Annotated in this window: 13 protein-coding genes, 1 tRNA gene and 1 pseudogene; 5 read left to right on the forward strand and 10 right to left on the reverse strand. The window is 64.7% G+C overall.

The features are described 5' to 3' along the window. Position 1 precedes the first annotated feature (1 nt). Together RT662_RS04970 and RT662_RS04975 are read left to right on the forward strand one after the other, a co-directional pair. On the forward strand, positions 2–1,414 hold the full coding sequence (locus RT662_RS04970) for an MBOAT family O-acyltransferase (protein ID WP_313669603.1): 1,413 nt from the start codon (positions 2–4) through the stop codon (positions 1,412–1,414). Positions 1,415–1,423: 9 nt separating this feature from the next. Beyond that, a complete protein-coding gene (locus tag RT662_RS04975; protein ID WP_313669604.1) occupies positions 1,424–1,741 on the forward strand; it encodes a hypothetical protein in 318 nt (105 codons plus the stop codon). On the opposite strand, the gene RT662_RS04980 is transcribed toward RT662_RS04975, so the two are convergent. The 3 genes from RT662_RS04980 to gatB form a co-directional block, all read right to left on the reverse strand. Next, entirely contained in the window at positions 1,732–2,244 is a 513-nt protein-coding gene (locus RT662_RS04980; RefSeq protein WP_313669605.1) for a cell wall hydrolase, read from the reverse strand. The genes RT662_RS04975 and RT662_RS04980 overlap by 10 nt on opposite strands. Positions 2,245–2,466: 222 nt before the next feature. Continuing rightward, entirely contained in the window at positions 2,467–3,423 is a 957-nt protein-coding gene (locus RT662_RS04985; protein ID WP_313669606.1) for a nuclease-related domain-containing protein, read from the reverse strand. A gap of 93 nt (positions 3,424–3,516) precedes the next feature. Further along, positions 3,517–5,025, reverse strand: a complete 1,509-nt coding sequence (gene gatB, locus RT662_RS04990; RefSeq protein WP_313669607.1) for an Asp-tRNA(Asn)/Glu-tRNA(Gln) amidotransferase subunit GatB — start codon at positions 5,023–5,025, stop codon at positions 3,517–3,519. Positions 5,026–5,316: 291 nt separating this feature from the next. Between gatB and RT662_RS04995 the strand changes: the two genes are divergently transcribed. Beyond that, entirely contained in the window at positions 5,317–6,843 is a 1,527-nt protein-coding gene (locus RT662_RS04995) for a hypothetical protein (protein ID WP_313669608.1), read from the forward strand. 5 nt (positions 6,844–6,848) lie between these two features. Beyond that, on the forward strand, positions 6,849–7,583 hold the full coding sequence (locus RT662_RS05000) for a class I SAM-dependent methyltransferase (protein ID WP_313669609.1): 735 nt from the start codon (positions 6,849–6,851) through the stop codon (positions 7,581–7,583). Here RT662_RS05000 and RT662_RS05005 read toward each other — a convergent pair. The 6 genes from RT662_RS05005 to RT662_RS05030 form a co-directional block, all read right to left on the reverse strand. After that, the gene (locus tag RT662_RS05005) at positions 7,498–8,547 is read right to left on the reverse strand and encodes a glycosyltransferase family 2 protein (RefSeq protein WP_313669610.1); all 1,050 of its coding nucleotides are present in this window, start codon (positions 8,545–8,547) and stop codon (positions 7,498–7,500) included. The genes RT662_RS05000 and RT662_RS05005 overlap by 86 nt on opposite strands. A gap of 29 nt (positions 8,548–8,576) precedes the next feature. Further along, on the reverse strand, positions 8,577–8,972 hold the full coding sequence (locus tag RT662_RS05010; protein WP_313669611.1) for a GtrA family protein: 396 nt from the start codon (positions 8,970–8,972) through the stop codon (positions 8,577–8,579). A gap of 10 nt (positions 8,973–8,982) precedes the next feature. Next, complete coding sequence (gene gatA / locus RT662_RS05015) at positions 8,983–10,437, reverse strand: Asp-tRNA(Asn)/Glu-tRNA(Gln) amidotransferase subunit GatA (protein ID WP_313669612.1); 1,455 nt, start codon at positions 10,435–10,437, stop codon at positions 8,983–8,985. Further along, positions 10,434–10,721, reverse strand: coding sequence for an Asp-tRNA(Asn)/Glu-tRNA(Gln) amidotransferase subunit GatC (gene gatC, locus RT662_RS05020; RefSeq protein WP_313669613.1), 288 nt, complete (start codon positions 10,719–10,721; stop codon positions 10,434–10,436). The genes gatA and gatC overlap by 4 nt, the downstream gene beginning before the upstream one ends. Before the next feature lie 98 nt (positions 10,722–10,819). Continuing rightward, complete coding sequence (locus RT662_RS05025; protein WP_313669614.1) at positions 10,820–15,574, reverse strand: NAD-glutamate dehydrogenase; 4,755 nt, start codon at positions 15,572–15,574, stop codon at positions 10,820–10,822. Between the two features lie 74 nt (positions 15,575–15,648). Further along, the gene (locus RT662_RS05030) at positions 15,649–16,317 is read right to left on the reverse strand and encodes a hypothetical protein (protein WP_313669615.1); all 669 of its coding nucleotides are present in this window, start codon (positions 16,315–16,317) and stop codon (positions 15,649–15,651) included. 135 nt (positions 16,318–16,452) lie between these two features. On the opposite strand from RT662_RS05030, the gene RT662_RS05035 reads away from it, so the two are divergent. After that, positions 16,453–16,528: transfer RNA gene (locus RT662_RS05035), tRNA-Thr, on the forward strand. 219 nt (positions 16,529–16,747) lie between these two features. Here the strand turns inward: RT662_RS05035 and RT662_RS05040 are convergent. Next, a pseudogene (locus tag RT662_RS05040) lies at positions 16,748–17,610 on the reverse strand (hypothetical protein); the annotation flags it as partial.

Consider the following 17,610-nt stretch of genomic DNA (forward strand, 5'->3'; position numbering starts at 1 on the left):
GATGCTGTTTCCCACGCTGGATTTCGGCCTGTTCTTCCTGCCTGTGCTGCTCCTCGTCTGGACGGTGGGGCTGGCATCGAACGAATGGCGCAAGATCATCCTGCTGCTGGCCAGTTGGCTATTCTACGGCTTCTGGGATTGGCGCTTCGTGGCGCTGCTCATCGCCTCGGCCGCGATCAACTGGGGCTGCGCCCACGCGATTCAGACGAGGCTGGATGATGGCCGCAGCGCTCAGCCCTGGTTGGGTATCGGCGTGGCGGCCAATCTGGCCATTTTGGGCTTCTTCAAATATTTCGGCTTCTTCTTCGATCAGTTGGCGCCGATCCTGGTGCGCGCCGGCTGGGGTCGCGATCTGCCGGTGCTGGAAATCATCCTGCCGGTTGGCATCAGCTTCTTCACCTTCCAGGGCATGAGCTATCTGATCGACATCGCCCGCCGCCAAACGGCGCCGGCAAGTTTCCTCGACATCACCTTGCTGATGAGCTTCTTCCCCCACCTCGTCGCCGGGCCGATCGTGCGGGCCAGCCACCTGGTGCCGCAATTCAAGGCGGTGCCACGGTTGACACGCGGCATGGTGGCGACCGCGCTGATCCTGATCTGCTGGGGCCTGTTCAAGAAGACGGTGGTGGCCAGCGAACTCGCCACGGGCCTGGTGGACAAGACCTTCTTTGATCCATCGGCTCACAGCGGCCTTGATCTGGCGCTGGGCGCCTATGGCTATGCCGTGCAGATCTACTGCGATTTTTCGGCCTATTCCGACATGGCGGTGGGGCTGGCGGCGCTGCTCGGCTACCGCTTCCCGCGCAATTTTGATCAGCCCTATCGTTCGACGTCATTGCAGGAGTTCTGGCGGCGCTGGCACATCTCGCTGTCGAGCTGGCTGCGCGACTATCTTTATATCAGCCTGGGTGGAAACCGGGGTGGCGTGTGGTTCATCTGCCGCAACTTGGTTGTAACCATGCTGCTCGGCGGTTTCTGGCATGGCGCCAAATGGACCTTCCTGATCTGGGGCGCGCTGCACGGCGGCGTGCTGGCGATCGAGCGGCTGTGGCGCGAATGGCGGCCACAGGGTTTCCCTGCGCTGCCCAAGCCCGTCGCCATCCTGATCATCTTCCACATCGTGGTGGCCGGCTGGATCTTCTTCCGCGCCGACACGCTGGACGGCGCGCTGGCCTATTTCATCCAGCTCTGGGCCTTCCGCCCCGGCGTGGCGCTGGCCAGTCCGCTGCTGTGTGGCCTAATCGCCTTCGGCTTGGCTATCCACTTCACCCCACCCACCCTGCTGCCTGAATTGGGCCGGCGCGTGGCGGCTTGGCCGGCGCCGCTGCTGGGGTTGGCCGTCGGGCTGGCGATCTTGCTCACCGACGCGATGCGCTTCGAAGGCGTCGCCGCTTTCATCTATTACCAGTTCTGAAGGGCGATCATGGCAGACCAGTTCGATTCACCGGTGGATGTCGAAGCGGATGAGCAGGGCTTTTCTGGTCTGGGCCAGATGGCGGTCGCCGTGGGCATCGCTGTCTTCACGCTGGCCATGCTCAACGCCCACGCGCTTGGTGCATGGGCCGATGGGCTGGAACCGGGTGCCCGAACGGCCCGCATCAGTGCTGTCGCCCATGGCCTCGCAGATCAGACGGCGGCACGCGGACTGGACGTCCCTCGCGCCGCGCTGAAACAGCAGTGGGACAAGGTGAAGGCGGCGCGTTGGCCTGATCAGGCCATCAGCGACCAGAATCAACGATAGAAATCGTGATCGTCGAGCCGCGCCACCTTGGTGCGGCTGCGGAAAAAGCTGTTGGGCCTGGCCCAATTGGCGTGGAAATAAAGCGCGCCCTTCGATATGTCGCGGACTTCGCCGGCCAGCACGTCGCGGGCCACTTCCACCGCTTCAGTCCAACCGTCACTGCTGCGATCAGGGTGATAGCGATCGATGCGGAAGAACTGGCCGGGCTGCTTTGCCACGGCGCAGACATTGTCGCCAAAGCCCCTCTTCACCCGGTTGAGCAGTACATGGGCGACGGCGATCTTGCCCTCGCGTGGTTGGTTGCCCGCTTCGTGAAGGACAACCTTGGCCACGCAATTGACGTGGCGCTCATTCAATTTGGGCTGTTCCGGTTCAGCGGCCACCAGTGCCATCTGGGCGGGGGCAACAGGCTGAACTTCAGCCTGTGATTCCGGAGTCTGGGCAGCGACATGGCTCAAGGCCAGGCCCGAGGCCAGCAACACGGCTGCAGCAGCAGCCTGCATCTGAAGACGCGGTGAAAAGGTCACATTCATTGCCGAACTTGCGCCCCTGCGGCAGTTGGCGGCGACAAACCCAAGCCACCAACGCGACAGACACGACCTGCAAGATTTGCCGAAAACGCCGGCGCAGTCTTACCCGATACGAAGCAGCCGATAGGGCGGCCGTTCATATTTCGTCAAGCAATCAGCGACGAACTGCGCTATCGAGGCGACCAGTCGAAGGGTTCAACCGGCCTTTGCAGTCACCTTGGACTGACAGCTCATGCACAGAATCCGGCCATTGAATCGGTCGGGATTCTTGCGGCAATAGGTCTTCACGCCGCTGCTCACCGACGCTTGGCAATCACCGCACTGTCCCGCTGGCGGGCGAGGCGCAGTAGTGGATGGTGCTGGCGTCGCGGCTGCTGTCGGGTGCAGCTGCACAACTTTTGGCGCTTCCGGGGTGCGCGCCGCCAGCGGCGCGCTCAATCGGAACCGGCGCTCCCAATCAAACTCGATCGGTCGATGCATGTCGACCATGGCTTTGCCCAGCGCCATGAGCGTGTCCTGGCCGATCAACTTGGCGATATCGAGCGCATTGCCGCTGTCGTTGATGCGTTGGATATGGGCGAACAGTTGATCGGTGCGGATCAGGCTTTCGATGCCAGCCACGGGGGCTTTCGGCCGGGTGATGCGGCCTTCGGCGATCAACACCAGATTGCGCAGCTTGGGCTTCAGCGTAAACCCCATGCGCTTGGGCAGCGGGATGGCGCCGCTGGCGAACAGGCGATCCAGCATCGTCACGTGGCGGCGGTTCTGTTCGATCGGGGAATCAATGGCCTTGGGAAAGCGGCCAATAAACGTCAGGCACTCGCCATTGTCCTGTACCTTGATGCCGTTGGCCAGCCGCTTGCTTTCCAGCACCCACACATCCAGCAATCGGTTGATCAGCAGATGGTCAATCTGCGCGACTAGGCCATCATGCTCGATGCGCAGATCGTGAATGATGACGTGATTGGGGCTGTGGCCCCAATGGGTCTCCATTTCGATGGCGGCCTTGCCTTCGCTTAAGTCGCCCTTGATGATCGCATCGATCTGCTCACGCAGGCGCACGATATCGTGGCGGGTGGCGGCCGGGTGGGCCATCAAGCGCTCCAGCGTGGCAATGCTGGTGTTGCGATCTTCACGGGGTTTGAGAATCATCGAGCAACCTGACACACGAATCACTTGGGCAATACTTGCCGGATTAGTGCATCAAGACACGATTTCGTTTACAATTGGTTGGCGCAGGTGACTCTATCCGTCCAACAGCGCCTTCAACCGATCATTGACGACGACAGGCGCGGCCTTGCCGGCCATGGCGCGCATGATCTGGCCGACGAAGAAGCCGAACAATTTGTCCTTGCCGCTGCGATATTCGGCCACCTTGTCGGGGTTGGCGTCCATCACTTCCCTAATGGCGGCATCGATGGCGCCGGTGTCGGAAACCTGCTTCAGTCCGCGCGATTCAACGATGCTGGTAGCGCCTTCGCCGGTTTCCAGCATGGCTTCGAAGACCTGCTTCATCAGCGGGCCAGACAAGGTGCCATCGGCGGCCAGCGCCAGCAGTTCGGCCAGCGCGTCCGGGGAGACCGGGCTGTCGCCGATATCCTTGCTCAGCTTCTTCAGGGCGCCGAACAGATCGGTCGAGATGAAATTGGCGACGCGCAGCGCCACTTCGGTGTCGGGCTTGCCCACGCGGCGGGCTGTGGCGGCCAGTGCGGTTTCGAACCAGTCCGCCGTTTCCTTTTCGGCCGACAGCACGGCGGCCAGATAGGGCGACAGGGCCAGCGTGGATTCATAACGGGCGCGCTTGGCGGCCGGCAGTTCCGGCAAGGACGCGCGGCAATCGGCGACGAATGCATCATCGAACACCAGCGGCAACAGATCGGGATCGGGGAAATAGCGATAATCATGCGCGTCTTCCTTGCCGCGCATTGCTCGGGTGGTGCCGCTGCCGGGATCGAACAGGCGGGTTTCCTGTATCACCGTGCCGCCGCCTTCGATCAGATCGACCTGGCGGCGGGCTTCATGCTCCACCGCCTGCATGATGAAACGCACGCTGTTCACGTTCTTGGTTTCGGTGCGCGTACCAAAGGGCTGACCGGCCTTGCGCACCGACACGTTCACATCGGCCCGCATCGAGCCTTCGTCCATATTGCCATCGCAGGAGCCGACATAGCGCAGCAACTGGCGCAAGCCGGCCACATAGGCGCCGGCTTCGGCTGGCGAGCGGATATCGGGCCGCGACACGATCTCCATCAGCGCGCACCCGCAGCGGTTGAGATCGACGTAGGACATGCTGGGATGCAGATCATGGACCGATTTGCCGGCGTCCTGCTCCAGATGAATGCGCTCGATACCGATGCGCTTTCTGGTGCCGTCGTCCAGTTCGATGTCCAGATGGCCTTCGCCCACGATCGGGTGATAGAGCTGGCTGATCTGATAACCCTGCGGCAGATCGGGGTAGAAATAATTCTTGCGGTCAAAGCGCGACCATTTGTTGATCTGCGCATCGATGGCGAGACCCGTCCGCACCGCCTGGCGCACGCATTCGCCGTTGATCACCGGCAGCATGCCCGGCATTGCCGCATCCACCAGGCTCACCTGCGCGTTGGGTTCGGCGCCAAATTCGGTGCTGGCCCCTGAAAACAGCTTGGCTTTGGCCGTCACCTGAGCATGAACTTCGAGGCCAACCACGATTTCCCAATCGCCGGTGGCACCCTTGACGATGTAACTGGGGGCGCTGTTGGGGGCTTCAGACATGTCTGTCGCTATGGCCAGCGTCGACTGGCTTTGCAAGCCCGCAGCTTGGCGTATCCATGGCGAATGCGCACGATATCCGCATGGACAAAGCCGCTTGCGGGCTTTAGCCGAAATGCGCCTGTGACACGTGGTCGGACGCGGCAGAACAGGTGGAACAAAACCGCGTTGCCAATCGGAGGGGGCGGGCAAGGCAGTCGATCAGGGGTTTTTGTGCAACCGGGCACAGATAGTGGAGTGATCACAGGGGCAGCACCAACCCTGGCGGCGACGCCGGCCGGATGGGGCAACGCGGTGCGTTGGCCGGCGGCCGGGCTCATTTTGGCGCTGGGTCTGTTGCCGCTGATTGTCACCCCGGTGTTGCCGCTCATCGATTTCTACAACCATGTCGCCCGGTTCCAGGTGCTGGCCACCCTGGCGGATAATCCGCTGTTTGCCGCCAATTATGCCCCGGCTTGGGCGGTCCTGCCCAATATTGGGCTGGATGTGATTGCCGTGGCGGCTTTGCAGTTCATGCCGCTGTCGGTGCTGCCGCACCTGCTGACGGTGCTGATCCTTGCCGTTCTGTTTGCCGGCATCCTGGCACTGAACCGCGCCATCACCGGGCAGGTGCGCTGGCCGGCGCTGCTGCTGGCTTTGCCGCTGCTCTACAGCTGGATCTTCAACTGGGGCTTTGCCAATTTCCTGCTGGGACTGGGCCTGGCATTGCTGACCGCTGCCTGGTGGCTGAAACAGCGTGACAGGCCGGTGCGGCGGGTGGGATTTGCCTTGCTGTTGGCTCTGGCCATTTTCTTCTGTCATGCGCTGGCGTTCGGGCTGTTCGGCATCCTCATTGCCAGCCTTGAACTGGGCCATTGGTGGCTGCAGCGGCCGCGACGTTTCGCAGCCCTGGTGAGCGCTCTGGGCCAATGCGCGCTGCTGGCGGTGGTGCCGGCGATCCTGTTTTTGCAATCGCGCACCGCCACTGCGGCGGGCGGGGTGAGCAATGTTGATGAAAGCCTGGCGCGGTTGCGCGCCCAGGGCTTGGTGATGAACCGCCTTGCCGAACTGGCGGTGCAGCGGGTGGAAACCATCATCCGTGTCGCCGAAGGCCCCTCCTATCCGGCCGATGCGCTGTGGCTGCTGTTGTTGCTGGCACTGCTGGGGCTGGCCTTCCGGCGACGGGCCTTGCAGTTGGCACCGCTTGTGGCGGTTCCGGCGCTGGCTGGCCTCGTGCTGGTGCTGCTGATGCCGCCGGCATTGTTTGGCAGCGGCTATGTTTCGGATCGCATGCCGCTGTTCCTGGCCCTGGTGCTGGTCGCCGGGATCATGCCGGGTCCGGGCCGGCTGGCGCTGCTGCTGCCCGGGCTGGCGACTCTTGTCGCGGCACGGCTGCTGATGCTGGCCGTGCAATGGCACGGCACGGCGGCCGATCTTGCCGATTTTGATGCGGTGGCGGCGGCTTTGCCACCGGGGCAGGTGGTGGCCGGCCTGCCGGTGCGCGCCAGCCCCCATGAAGACATGCCCAACCGTTGCGAGATGTACCCGCCGCTGCTGCTGGTGCGCCACGGCCATGCCACGCCGCTGTTTGCCATTCGCACCGCCCAGCCGTTGGAACTGCGTGGCCGGCTTGGGGCTGCACGCGATGAGCTGGCGCTGCGCCCGCCCGCCCCGCAGTCTCGTGAGCGCCCGGAACTGGTGGTCGCCGCCTATGCCCGCGCAGGCTATTCCTATGTGTTGCTCTGCCAGGTGGCGGCGGATAGACCGCTGCCTGCGACGCCTTATCCCGTGGTGGCCCAGGCTGGTCGGTTCCGCCTGTTGCGCCTGGCATCGGAGCCGTAAAGGCCATGGAACGCGGTATCTATGATCACATGGCGGCCCACGCCGGTTCGCACTGGTGGTACGTGGCGCGGCGTCAGGTGCTGGCCGACGTGATCGCACGCCACGTTGCCCTGCCGCCAGCACCGCGCGTGCTGGAAATCGGCTGTGGCACGGGCCACAATCTTGGCATGCTGGGGCAGTTCGGCACGGTGGACGCTGTCGAACTTGATGATGATGCTCGGGACTTGGCATCCCGTGCGCTGGGCCGGGCGGTGCTGCCGGCGCGTTTGCCCGATCTGCCGCCGCTGCCGGCGTCCCGCTATGATCTGATCGCGCTGCTCGACGTGCTGGAACATGTGCCCGAAGATCGCGCCACGCTGGCCGCCATCGCCGGCCGGCTGGCGCCGGGTGGCTCGCTGCTCGTCACGGTGCCGCAGCACCAGTGGATGTGGAGCAGCCACGACGTCGCCAATCACCATGTCCGCCGCTATGATCATGCCAGCCTGGCGGCGGCCTTTGCCGGATCGGGGCTGCAACTGCGCATGCTCACCAGCTTCAACAGCCTGTTGTTCCCGCTGGCAGTGGCGCAGCGGCTGGCATCACGGATCAGCGGGCGGGAAGGGCGGCAGGATGACGATCTGGCCGCGCCGGTGAACGCCCTGTTCCGGACGATTTTCAGCCTGGAACGTCACCTGATTGGCCGGGTGCCGATGCCACCGGGGCTGTCGCTGCTGGCGCTGGCGTCGCTGCCGCAGGCGTAGCGGCGGCGCTGACCCCGAGCCGCGCCACCGGCCGGTCACTGCCCACCACTTCGGCGACGATATACAGCGGCCGGCGCTTGGCCTCCACATAGACACGACCAAGATATTCGCCGATCACGCCCAGCACCAGCATCTGCGCCGCGCCAATGCCGATGATCAACAGGCTGAGCGACGTCCAGCCTTCGACCGTTCCCCCGGCCAGCCATTTTCCCAGGATGTAGATGGCAACCAGCACGAGCAGGCCAACCAGCCACAGACCGGCGTGGGAGGCAAATCGCAGCGGCTTGGTGGAAAAGCCGGTGATGGCATCAAAGGCCAGGCTGAGCATCTTGGTGAAGGGATAATGCGTCACCCCGGCCAGGCGCTGGGCGCGGGCATAGGGGAAAGGCACCTGCCGATAACCGATCCACGCCACCATGCCGCGCACGAAGCGCGCCTGTTCCGGCATGGCCATCAGCACATCCAGCGCGCGCCGGCTCATCAGGCGAAAATCGCCCGTGTCGAGCGGAATGTTGATGTCGGTGAGCCGATCGAGGATGCGGTAGAACAGACCGGCGGTGAATTTCTTGGTGAAGCTTTCGCCCTCGCGGCTGGTGCGCAGGCCATAGACGACATCGGCGCCCTGCGCCGCCATCGCTTGCAGCATGTCGGGCAGCAGTTCCGGCGGGTCCTGCAGATCGGCGTCGATCACCAGGATAGTCTTGCCGCGGCTGAGATCGAGCCCGGCGGTGAGCGCCAACTGGTGGCCATGGTTGCGCGCCAGATTGAGGCAGACAAGATTGGGATCGGTAGCGGCCAGTTCCTGCATGATCGCCCACGTGCGATCGCGCGAGCCGTCGTTGATCAGCACGATTTCATGATCATCGCCGACACACTGGTGCGCCACGGCGGCAACCCGGCGGTGCAGTTCGGGCAGGCACGCTTCCTCGTTATAGCAGGGGATGACTACCGATAACCCGACCATCGCCCCATCCCCCCCAACGCTTTGCACCGTCAACGAAACACGATGAATCTGTTAAGGATAAAGCCTAAGGGCGTTACCATTGCAACCCCGGCCAGTGTCGCCGCTAACAATCCGATATGTGGTTCAGCCAAACTGTTAACTAACGTGAACAGGCCACCGCAGGCCAGATTGACGGCAATGAAGCGCAGTGCCTCTCCGCCCAGGCGCCCATCTTTGCGGGGCCGCGTGTTGCTGAAGGTCCAGAAACGGTTGAGCACGAAGCTTTGCACCACGCCTGCAGCATAGCCGATGGCACTGGCTGCCGGTACACCAAGCGGTTCGGCCAGCAGGCGGATGACGATGTAGGATGTTACGGTGTTGGCGACGCCCACCAGGCCGAAACGCAGGAACTGCGCCAGCCCCGCCCGCGTCGCCAGCGCTTTCATCCGGCCGCGATCACGGGCGGGCGCTGAAGCCCGCCGCCCGTTCGATGGCAAGGCCGGCATCGAGCACGCCCATCTCGTCAAGCGGGCGACCGATGATCTGCAGACCCAGCGGCAGGCCCGAGGCCGACAACCCGGCCGGCACGCTCATCGCCGGCAAGCCGGCAAGGCTGGCCGGCACGGTGAAGACATCGTTCAGATACATGGCCAGGGGATCGGCCTTGGCGCCAAAGGCAAAGGCCGGGCTGGGCGCGGTCGGCGTCAGCAACACATCGCACTTCTCGAAAGCCTGTTCGAAATCGCGCGCAATCAGCGCCCGCACCTTCTGCGCCTGGGTATAATAGGCATCGTAAAAGCCGGCCGACAGCACGTAGGTGCCAATCATGATGCGCCGCTTCACTTCCTTGCCGAAGCCTGCGGCGCGGGTGGCGGCGTACATGTCGTGGACATTGCCGCCGGGCGGGGTGATTCGGTTTCCGTAACGCACGCCATCATAACGCGCGAGATTGGACGAGGCTTCGGCAGGCGCGACAATATAATAAGTGGGCAGCGCATATTTCGTGTGCGGCAGCGAAACGGAAACGATCTCGGCACCCTCGGCCTTCAGCCAGGCGATACCCTGATCCCACAGAGCGGCGATTTCCGGGTCCATGCCATCGAGGCGATATTCCGCCGGAATGCCGACGCGTTTACCCTTCATGGAGCCAGTGAGGCCAGCCGCCCAGTCCGGCACCGCGATATCAAGGCTGGTCGAATCCTTGGCATCAAACCCACACATCGAGGTGAGCATCAGCGCGCAATCGGTGACCGTGCGCGCCATCGGCCCAGCTTGATCGAGCGATGAGGCAAAGGCAATTGTACCCCAGCGCGAGGCGCGGCCGTAGGTGGGCTTGATGCCGGAAATGCCGACGAACGCGGCCGGCTGGCGGATCGAGCCGCCAGTATCGGTGCCGGTCGCGCCGGCGCACAGCCGGGCTGAAACGGCTGCTGCCGAACCGCCCGACGAACCCCCGGGGACCAGTTCGGCGTCACTGCCTTTCGCCTTCCACGGACTGATGACGCGGCCATAGGCGCTGGTCTCGTTCGACGAGCCCATGGCGAATTCGTCCATGTTGAGCTTGCCGAGGAACACCGCGCCGTCGCGCAGCAAATTGGCCGACACGCTCGATTCATAGCGCGGTACGAAGCCCTTGAGGATGTTGGAGCCTGCCGTGGTCTGCACACCTTCAACGGCAAACAGATCCTTGATGCCCAGCGGAATGCCGGCCAGCGGGCCGCTGCGGGCGCCGTCGTCCACCGCCTTGGCCTGGGCCAGCGCCAGTTCCGGCGTTTCGACGATATAGGCGTTCAGATGCCGGTTGGCCGCCATCGCATCGAGATGCGCCTGCGCCAGTTCAACGGCGCTGAACTGCTTGGCGGCAAGGCCAGCCTTCATGTCGGCCAGCGAAAGATCGGTCAGCGTGCTCATTCGATCACCTTGGGCACGGCGAAGAAGCCGCTGGCTGCGTCCGGCGCATTGGCCAGCACCTTGTCCTGGATGCCGCCGTCGGTCACTTCGTCGTCGCGCCAGCGCAAGTTGCCGGGCATGACGCTGGCCATCGGCTCGACACCCTTGGTGTCAACCTCGCCCAGTTGTTCCACCCAGCCAAGGATGCCGTTCAACTGCTCGACAAGGCCGGGCACCTCATCGTCAGTCACGGCGATACGCGCCAGGCGCGCGATCTTGCGTACGGTTTGGCTATCCACAGACATGCCGCAGCCGCTAGCAGGCGGGGCGACTTGCAACAAGGGGGCGAACGCTTCCCCGACAGCTTGTCACGTCAATGCCGCGTCGTTGTTGGCGCGCATGGTCACGTCAATGCTGCGCGCGCCTGCCCAGCGATGTGTGCCAGCATCGCTGCGCTCACCGTGCCGCTGTCGCGGGCACGGGCGATGGAGGCGGCAATGCGTGCCACCCGCGTCGCATGGGCTTCCAGCCACAGCGCCAGCACCTGCACCGGGTTGCTGGCTTCCGGTACGACATGGCGCAGTAGATCGAGCCTGATCTGCTCGAAATCGCGCACCAGCGCCGCGGTCAACAGCCGCTCCCACGGGTCGGACGGGTTCATCGCCGCTGCCGCACCGCGCGCCCAATCCAGCCCGGCGGTTTCGCCCAGCATCGTGTAGGCACGGGCGGTGGCGGCTACGTCCAGCCGGCGTTCGGCCGCCAGCAGGGCAATCCCCACTGCGCCGTCCAGCGCTTCGACATGGACGATGGTGCGCGCCAGTTCAGCCGGGGCGCCCGCTGCCGCCAGTTCGGCCGCCGAACGGTCGAGCTGACCGCGCACTTCGGCCTTCACCAGTTTCTCGATATTGTTGCCGAGCGCCTTCAGGCCGGGCGCGATGGCCGCCACCAGGGCAGTGGCACTGCGGCCGCCGCCCAATCGCACCAGATCAGCCATCTGGGCGCGCAACACGCCCTGCGTGGCACGGTGCAGCGCATTGGCGGCGGTGGCCGGCACGGCGGCCGTGTCGATGGTCTGCCACAGGCCGGAGAAGCCGAACAGCTGGCGCGCGGCAATGAAGGCGCGGGCGATATCGGCGATGCCGGCGCCCAGTTCCTCGGCCAGTTCGAACGGCGCCGACAGGCCAGCGCGGTTGATGAGTTCGTTGGCCAACTTGGTCGCCACCAGTTCGCGGCGCAGGCGGTGGCCCAGGATGGCATTGCGGTGCTTTACCTGCATGGCGGTCGGGAAGGCCGCGATCAGATCGGCTTCCAGCAGCGGATCATCGACCACCTCGCTGGTCACCAGCACATCATAGGCGGCCATCTTGGCATAGGCCATCACCACGGCCAGTTCCGGCCGGGTCAGGCCCTCGCCGGCCATGGCGCGCTGGCCCAGAATATCGTCGCCCGGCAGGCCTTCCACCTTGCGATCAAGGCCAACCCTGCCCTCCAGGGTCTGGATCAGGCGCTGGAACACCGGCACGGCGGCCGCACCGCCGGTTTCGGCCAGGCTGATGGCCTGGGTTTGCAGGCGATTGTCGCGCAGCACCAATTCGGCGACATCGTCGGTCATCGCCTTCAACAGCGTGTCGCGGTCGGGCCGGCTCAGCGTGCCGGCGGCGACTTCACCGTTCAGCGCGATCTTGATGTTGACCTCGTGGTCGGAGCAATCGACCCCGGCGCTGTTGTCGATGAAGTCGGTGTTGATGCGGCCACCGATACGCGAAAATTCGATGCGCGCCGCTTGCGTCAGGCCCAGATTGGCACCTTCGCCGATGGCCCGCGCCTTCAGGTCGCGCGCGTCCACCCGGATGGCATCATTGGCACGGTCGCCGGCGTCGGCATGGCTTTCGCTCGACGCCTTCACATAGGTGCCGATGCCGCCGAACCAGATCAGATCGACCTGCATCTTCAGGATGGCGCTGAGCAGTTCGCCGGGCGCCATCGCTTCGGCGCTCACGCCCAGCATGGCCTGCACCTGCGGTGACAGCGGGATGGATTTCAGGCTGCGGGCGAACACGCCGCCGCCTTCTGAAATCAGCGCCTTGTCATAATCGTCCCAGCTCGATCGCGGCAGCGCGAACATGCGCTGGCGTTCGGCAAAGGCGGCCGGAATATTGGGGGTGGGATCAAGGAAGATGTGGCGGTGATCAAAGGCCGCCACCAGCGCCACGGCAGGAGAGAGCAGCAGCCCGTTGCCGAACACATCGCCCGACATGTCGCCCACGCCGGCCACCCGAACCGTCTCGCTCTGCACGTCGATGCCCATTTCGCGGAAATGCCGCTGCACCGAAATCCACGCGCCCTTGGCGGTGATGGCCATCGCCTTGTGGTCATACCCATTGCCGCCGCCCGAAGCGAAGGCATCGCCCAGCCAGAAGCCATGATTTTCAGCAATGGCGTTGGCGGTGTCTGAGAAGGTGGCAGTGCCCTTGTCGGCGGCGACCACCAGATAGGGATCATCGCCATCATGACGCACGACGCCTTCGGGTGGCAGCACGGTGCCGGCCACATCCAGATTGTCGGTGATCGACAGCAGCGCCCGGATGTAGATGCGATAGGCTTCGGTGCCTTCGGCCAGCCACGCATCGCGGTTCGACGCCGACGGCAACAGCTTGGGATAGAAGCCGCCCTTGGCACCGGTGGGCACGATCACCGTGTTCTTCACCTTCTGCGCCTTCACCAGGCCGAGCACTTCGGTGCGGAAGTCGTCGCGCCGGTCAGACCAGCGCAGGCCGCCGCGCGCGATCGGCCCGCCGCGCAGGTGGATGCCCTCCACGCGCGGGGAGAACACCCAGATTTCGCGATAGGGGATCGGATGGGGCAGGCCGGGCATGGCGGCAGAATCGATCTTGAAAGCCATCGCTTCCGGCCCACCGGGCACGAAGAAATTGGTCCGCAGCGTGGCCAGCATGGCTGAACGGTACAGGCGGATGATGCGGTCATCATCGATGCTGCTCACTTCGGCCAGGCCGGCATCGATGCGCGCCAGCACGTCGGCCTGCGCCTTGGCGCGATCCGCGACATCCAGCGCAAAGCGCGCTGTGAACAGCGCCACGAGATCGCGCGTGATATCCGGATAGCGCTTCAGCGCATCAACCGCAGTCATCACGCCGTAGGTAACCCCGGTTTGCCGCAGATAGCGGAACCAGGCCCGCAACAGCGAGGCATCGCGCGCCTCAAGGCCGCAGCCCGGGATCAACGCGTTGAACCCGTCATTCTCCCGCGTGCCGAGCAGCACGGCGACCAGCGCCGGCTCCAGCCGTGCCGTCAGCGCCGGCAGATCGGCAAGGATGGCCGGATCGGGCACTTCGCAGATGAAATCGTTGATACGGCCCAGCCGGCCATCGTCCAGATCGAACGGGTATTCCTCGATCACCTTCAGGCCGAAATTCTCCAGCACTGGCACTGCTTCGGAAAGCGGAATGATCGGGCCAAGGCGATACAGCTTCAGGCGCAGTTGCCCCGGTTCCGGCGCGGCCATGATGCGCACGGCACGACCGGCCTCGTCTTCAAGTGTGGCCAGCGCCATGATATCGGTAGCGGCTTCGGCCGGCTGGTGCTGGGCGCGATAGCTGGCGGAAAAGGCCCGGCCGTGGCTGCGCGCCAGCCGTGCCGCGCGGGTCGGCGTGGTCAGTTCGGCCAGCGCGGCTTCCAGGTCTTCCTCCCAGCCGCGCACCAACTGGCGAAGACGGCGATCGAGCGCGGCGGCCTGATCGGCGGTGAAGCTGGCGGCGTCGGCCACGTCCACCACATAATGCACGCGGGCCAGGCCCTCTTCGCGCAGCTCCACCTCGTAACGCGCGATGCTGCCCTTCAACTCCTGGGCCAGCATCTGCCCGGCGGCTTCGCGCAGGCGGCTGGTGTAAACATCGCGCGGCACATAGACGAGCGCAGACACGAAGCGACCGAAGGGATCGGGCCGGGCAAACAGCTTGGGCCGCGGCCGGTCGAGCAGCGAGAGCAGCCCCAGCGCCATCGTCTTCAATTGTTCGGGGCTGGCCTCGAACAATTCCATGCGCGGAAAGCTTTCCAGCACATGCACCAGCGCCTTGGCGCTGTGGCCGCTCTCGCCAAAGCCCAGTGCGTCGATGATCTCGCCCACCTTTCGGCGGAGCAACGGCACCTGGCGCGGCGAAGTGCTGAGGGCTGCGGACGTGTAGAGCCCCAGGAAGCGCGTTTCCGATATCACCCGTCCCTGGCGGTCAAAGCCCTTTACTGCAACCAGATCGCCGTTCACCCGGCGATGCACGCTCACCACGGCACCGGCGCGGGTGATCAGCAAGGGTTCCGGGCTGGCCAGCAGGGCCTTGAAGGCGCGCGGCGTATCGGCCGGGCCGCGTGTGCCGCTCCACACCGGATAGTCCGGATCGGCAAGCAGACCAAGGCCGCCGTCGCTGGTCACCTCCATCGCCGGATCATCCAGATCGCCTTCAAGCCGGTAATGGCGGGCGCCCAGCAGCGTGAAATTGTCGGCCGCCAGCCATTCGAGGAAGGCCATGGCTTCGGCGGTGCGGTGCGGGGCCAGCGGCGGCGGATTGTCAGACAATGCGCGGATGCGCTCCCGCAGCAGGGCCAGCATCGCCTGCCAATCAATCACGGCGGCGCGCACATCGGCCAGCACCTGGGCCAGGCTGGCTTCCAGCGCAGCGCGCGTCTTGGGGCCAACCTGCTCGATCTCCATGTAGATCATGGATTCGCGGGCATGGCCGGGCAGGGGCGCGCCATTCTTGCCGAGACCGATCACCTCCAGCAGCGTGCCATCGGCATCGCGGCGCACATCGATGATCGGGTGCAGCAGGCGGTGGATGTCCACCCCGGCGGCAGTGACGGCGGCAGCGGTGGAATCGACCAGAAAGGGCCGATCCTCGCCGATGATGGCCAGGCGTAGGCGACGGGCGCCATCGTCGGCCAGCGGATCGATGTGGATCACCGGCTGATCGGGCGCGCGCTGCGCGGCGGCATCAGCCATGAAACCGGCCACGGCTGCGCGTGCCGCCTCGTCCAACCCTTCGATCTCGCCGGGCAAGGCGCGGGCAAACAGGCACCCCGCTAGCGCCTGTGCCAATGAGGTATTTGCAATGGCCGCAGCAGTGCCGGGCTTGGTCGTATCAGACACGTCGATCGCTCCCGCGACATTTTTGCCGCAGCTTATGCGCCGCACTGCCGCGAAAGAAAAGTGTGATTCGAAGCTCACTCTGTAATCTTTGTGCGATTGAACACATCGAGGGCCGCGCCGCACCGGGGCCGCCGTGGAAAGGGATCCGCCACGGACGGCAGCCGCCTCACCTCGGCAAAGGCGCTGGCCAGTTCGGCGCGCAGGCGGCGCGCGGCGCTCTTTGACAACACTTCGCGCCAGCTCAGCACGATCTGCACCAGCGCCGCCGGGTCGCCGGCTTCAGGCAGCGGCAGCGCCAGGCCGCGCACCAGCATTTGGGCACCCATCGGATCGTTCACGCTGGCTTCGAACGGGATTGGCATCGGCTGCAACGCCACCAGTTCGCAGGCTGCCACCAGTTCTTCGGAAAGGCCGGGATCGCGCAGCAGCGCCAGCCCGGCGACCAGGCCAAAGCGCGCGGTGACCGGTCCGCCCACGCCTTCGATGATGGCGCGGCCAGCAGGATCGCGCACGATGATGCTGTGATCGAAGAAGGGCGCCAGCGCCGGCGCGATGCCGTTGTCGGGCGCGCCTTGCCAGGCCGCCAGCGCCCGGTTGGTGAGGCGCCGCTCCACCACGACACTGCGTGGCACCTGATCTTCGCGCAGCGGTCCCGGCCGTTCCCCGGTCGATTGATCAGCACCAGTATCATGCACGCCCAAGGCACGCAGCGGGATGATCTGGCCGGGATTTGCAGTGCTCATGGCCCGGATAACGGCCGCTTTGAACCAGGTTTCAGCCCGCGCGCCCTACTGCCGTGTCCAAGGCGACCGGTCTCCTGCCGCCTTACCTCTTGCCAGTCCACCCGCCCGCTGATAGATCGCCCGCCTCACCGAGATGCCGCTTTAGCTCAGCCGGTAGAGCACCGCATTCGTAATGCGGGGGTCACGTGTTCGAGTCACGTAAGCGGCACCACCCACTCCCCCGACCCGGGATTCTGCGGGATTTATCGGGACTTAGTGGGATATTGTCGCGCTTTTCAGCGACTTGTGGAGCCTGGTGTTCCCACGCCAGGCCTAGAGACGCATTTGGCCGCCCGCAGAACGGCAACGGGAGCCAGATTTCTCTGACCCCCGGTTTTCCTGTCCTCAGATGCGATGCAGATTTGATGCAGGCTTGGCACCCGCGATGGGCTCAAACGAACCCCAGTAGTCTGCGCTGCTCGGCCCAATCCCTCGGCAGGTTCGCACAGCGCAGCAGCTTGCGACCGCTGAGCGAGGGCGGCTGACGGCCTTCCACGATCGCAGTGATGATGTCGGGTGCCAGGTAGCCCAGCCGTGCCAGCCGGTTCAGATGCTGCTTGCTGTAGGTGTCGACCAGACTGTCTGGCTTACCGGTGACCAGATGTTGGCGCGCGGCTGTGGCAAGCGCCACCAGCTTGAGCAAGGCAGGGTCAACTGCAGCATGGACATCCTTACCGTCCGGCCCAATCGCCAGTCGCAGGTCTGACCCGCGGTCCACCAGCTTAGCCGGAACATCCAGCAGGACCGGTTGTGGAAAATATGCAGGCTTGAACGTGATCGTCACGTGTTCTGGATGCACCCGGACCCGGGCTTGCAGCTCCAGAAGCACAATACGCTGCTCGCGCTGACTATCGTGGCGCAGCATGCCTGCATGCTGATGAGCCCTGGACACCGTCAGCTCAGCGACCAATGGATCCATGTCCTCGGTCGGCGTCACGGCCTCCAGCCAGTCCGCGATCTGGCTCGTCACCAGCGCCTCGATCGCACCAGCCGGCATCCGCAGCCGTCCGCCGACCCCGCGCATCCCTTGCGCTGCATCCCGGGTGACATAATAGCGGTAGCGCCGTGCCTCCCTAATGGTGAACGTCGGCATCATCGGGCGACCTAGGTCGTCGCTCAACATGCTGGTGAGCAGGCTGGGGGCTTTGCCCTTGCTGCCGAGCCGCCGCTCGACCCGGTTTCCTTCCAAGATGGACTGGGCCTGCTGCCACAATGCCAAGTCAATAAGCGCAGCGTGTTCTCCTGGATAGACCT

This window comes from Sandarakinorhabdus sp., from assembly GCF_032115815.1.
Classification (GTDB): Bacteria; Pseudomonadota; Alphaproteobacteria; order Sphingomonadales; family Sphingomonadaceae; genus Sandarakinorhabdus.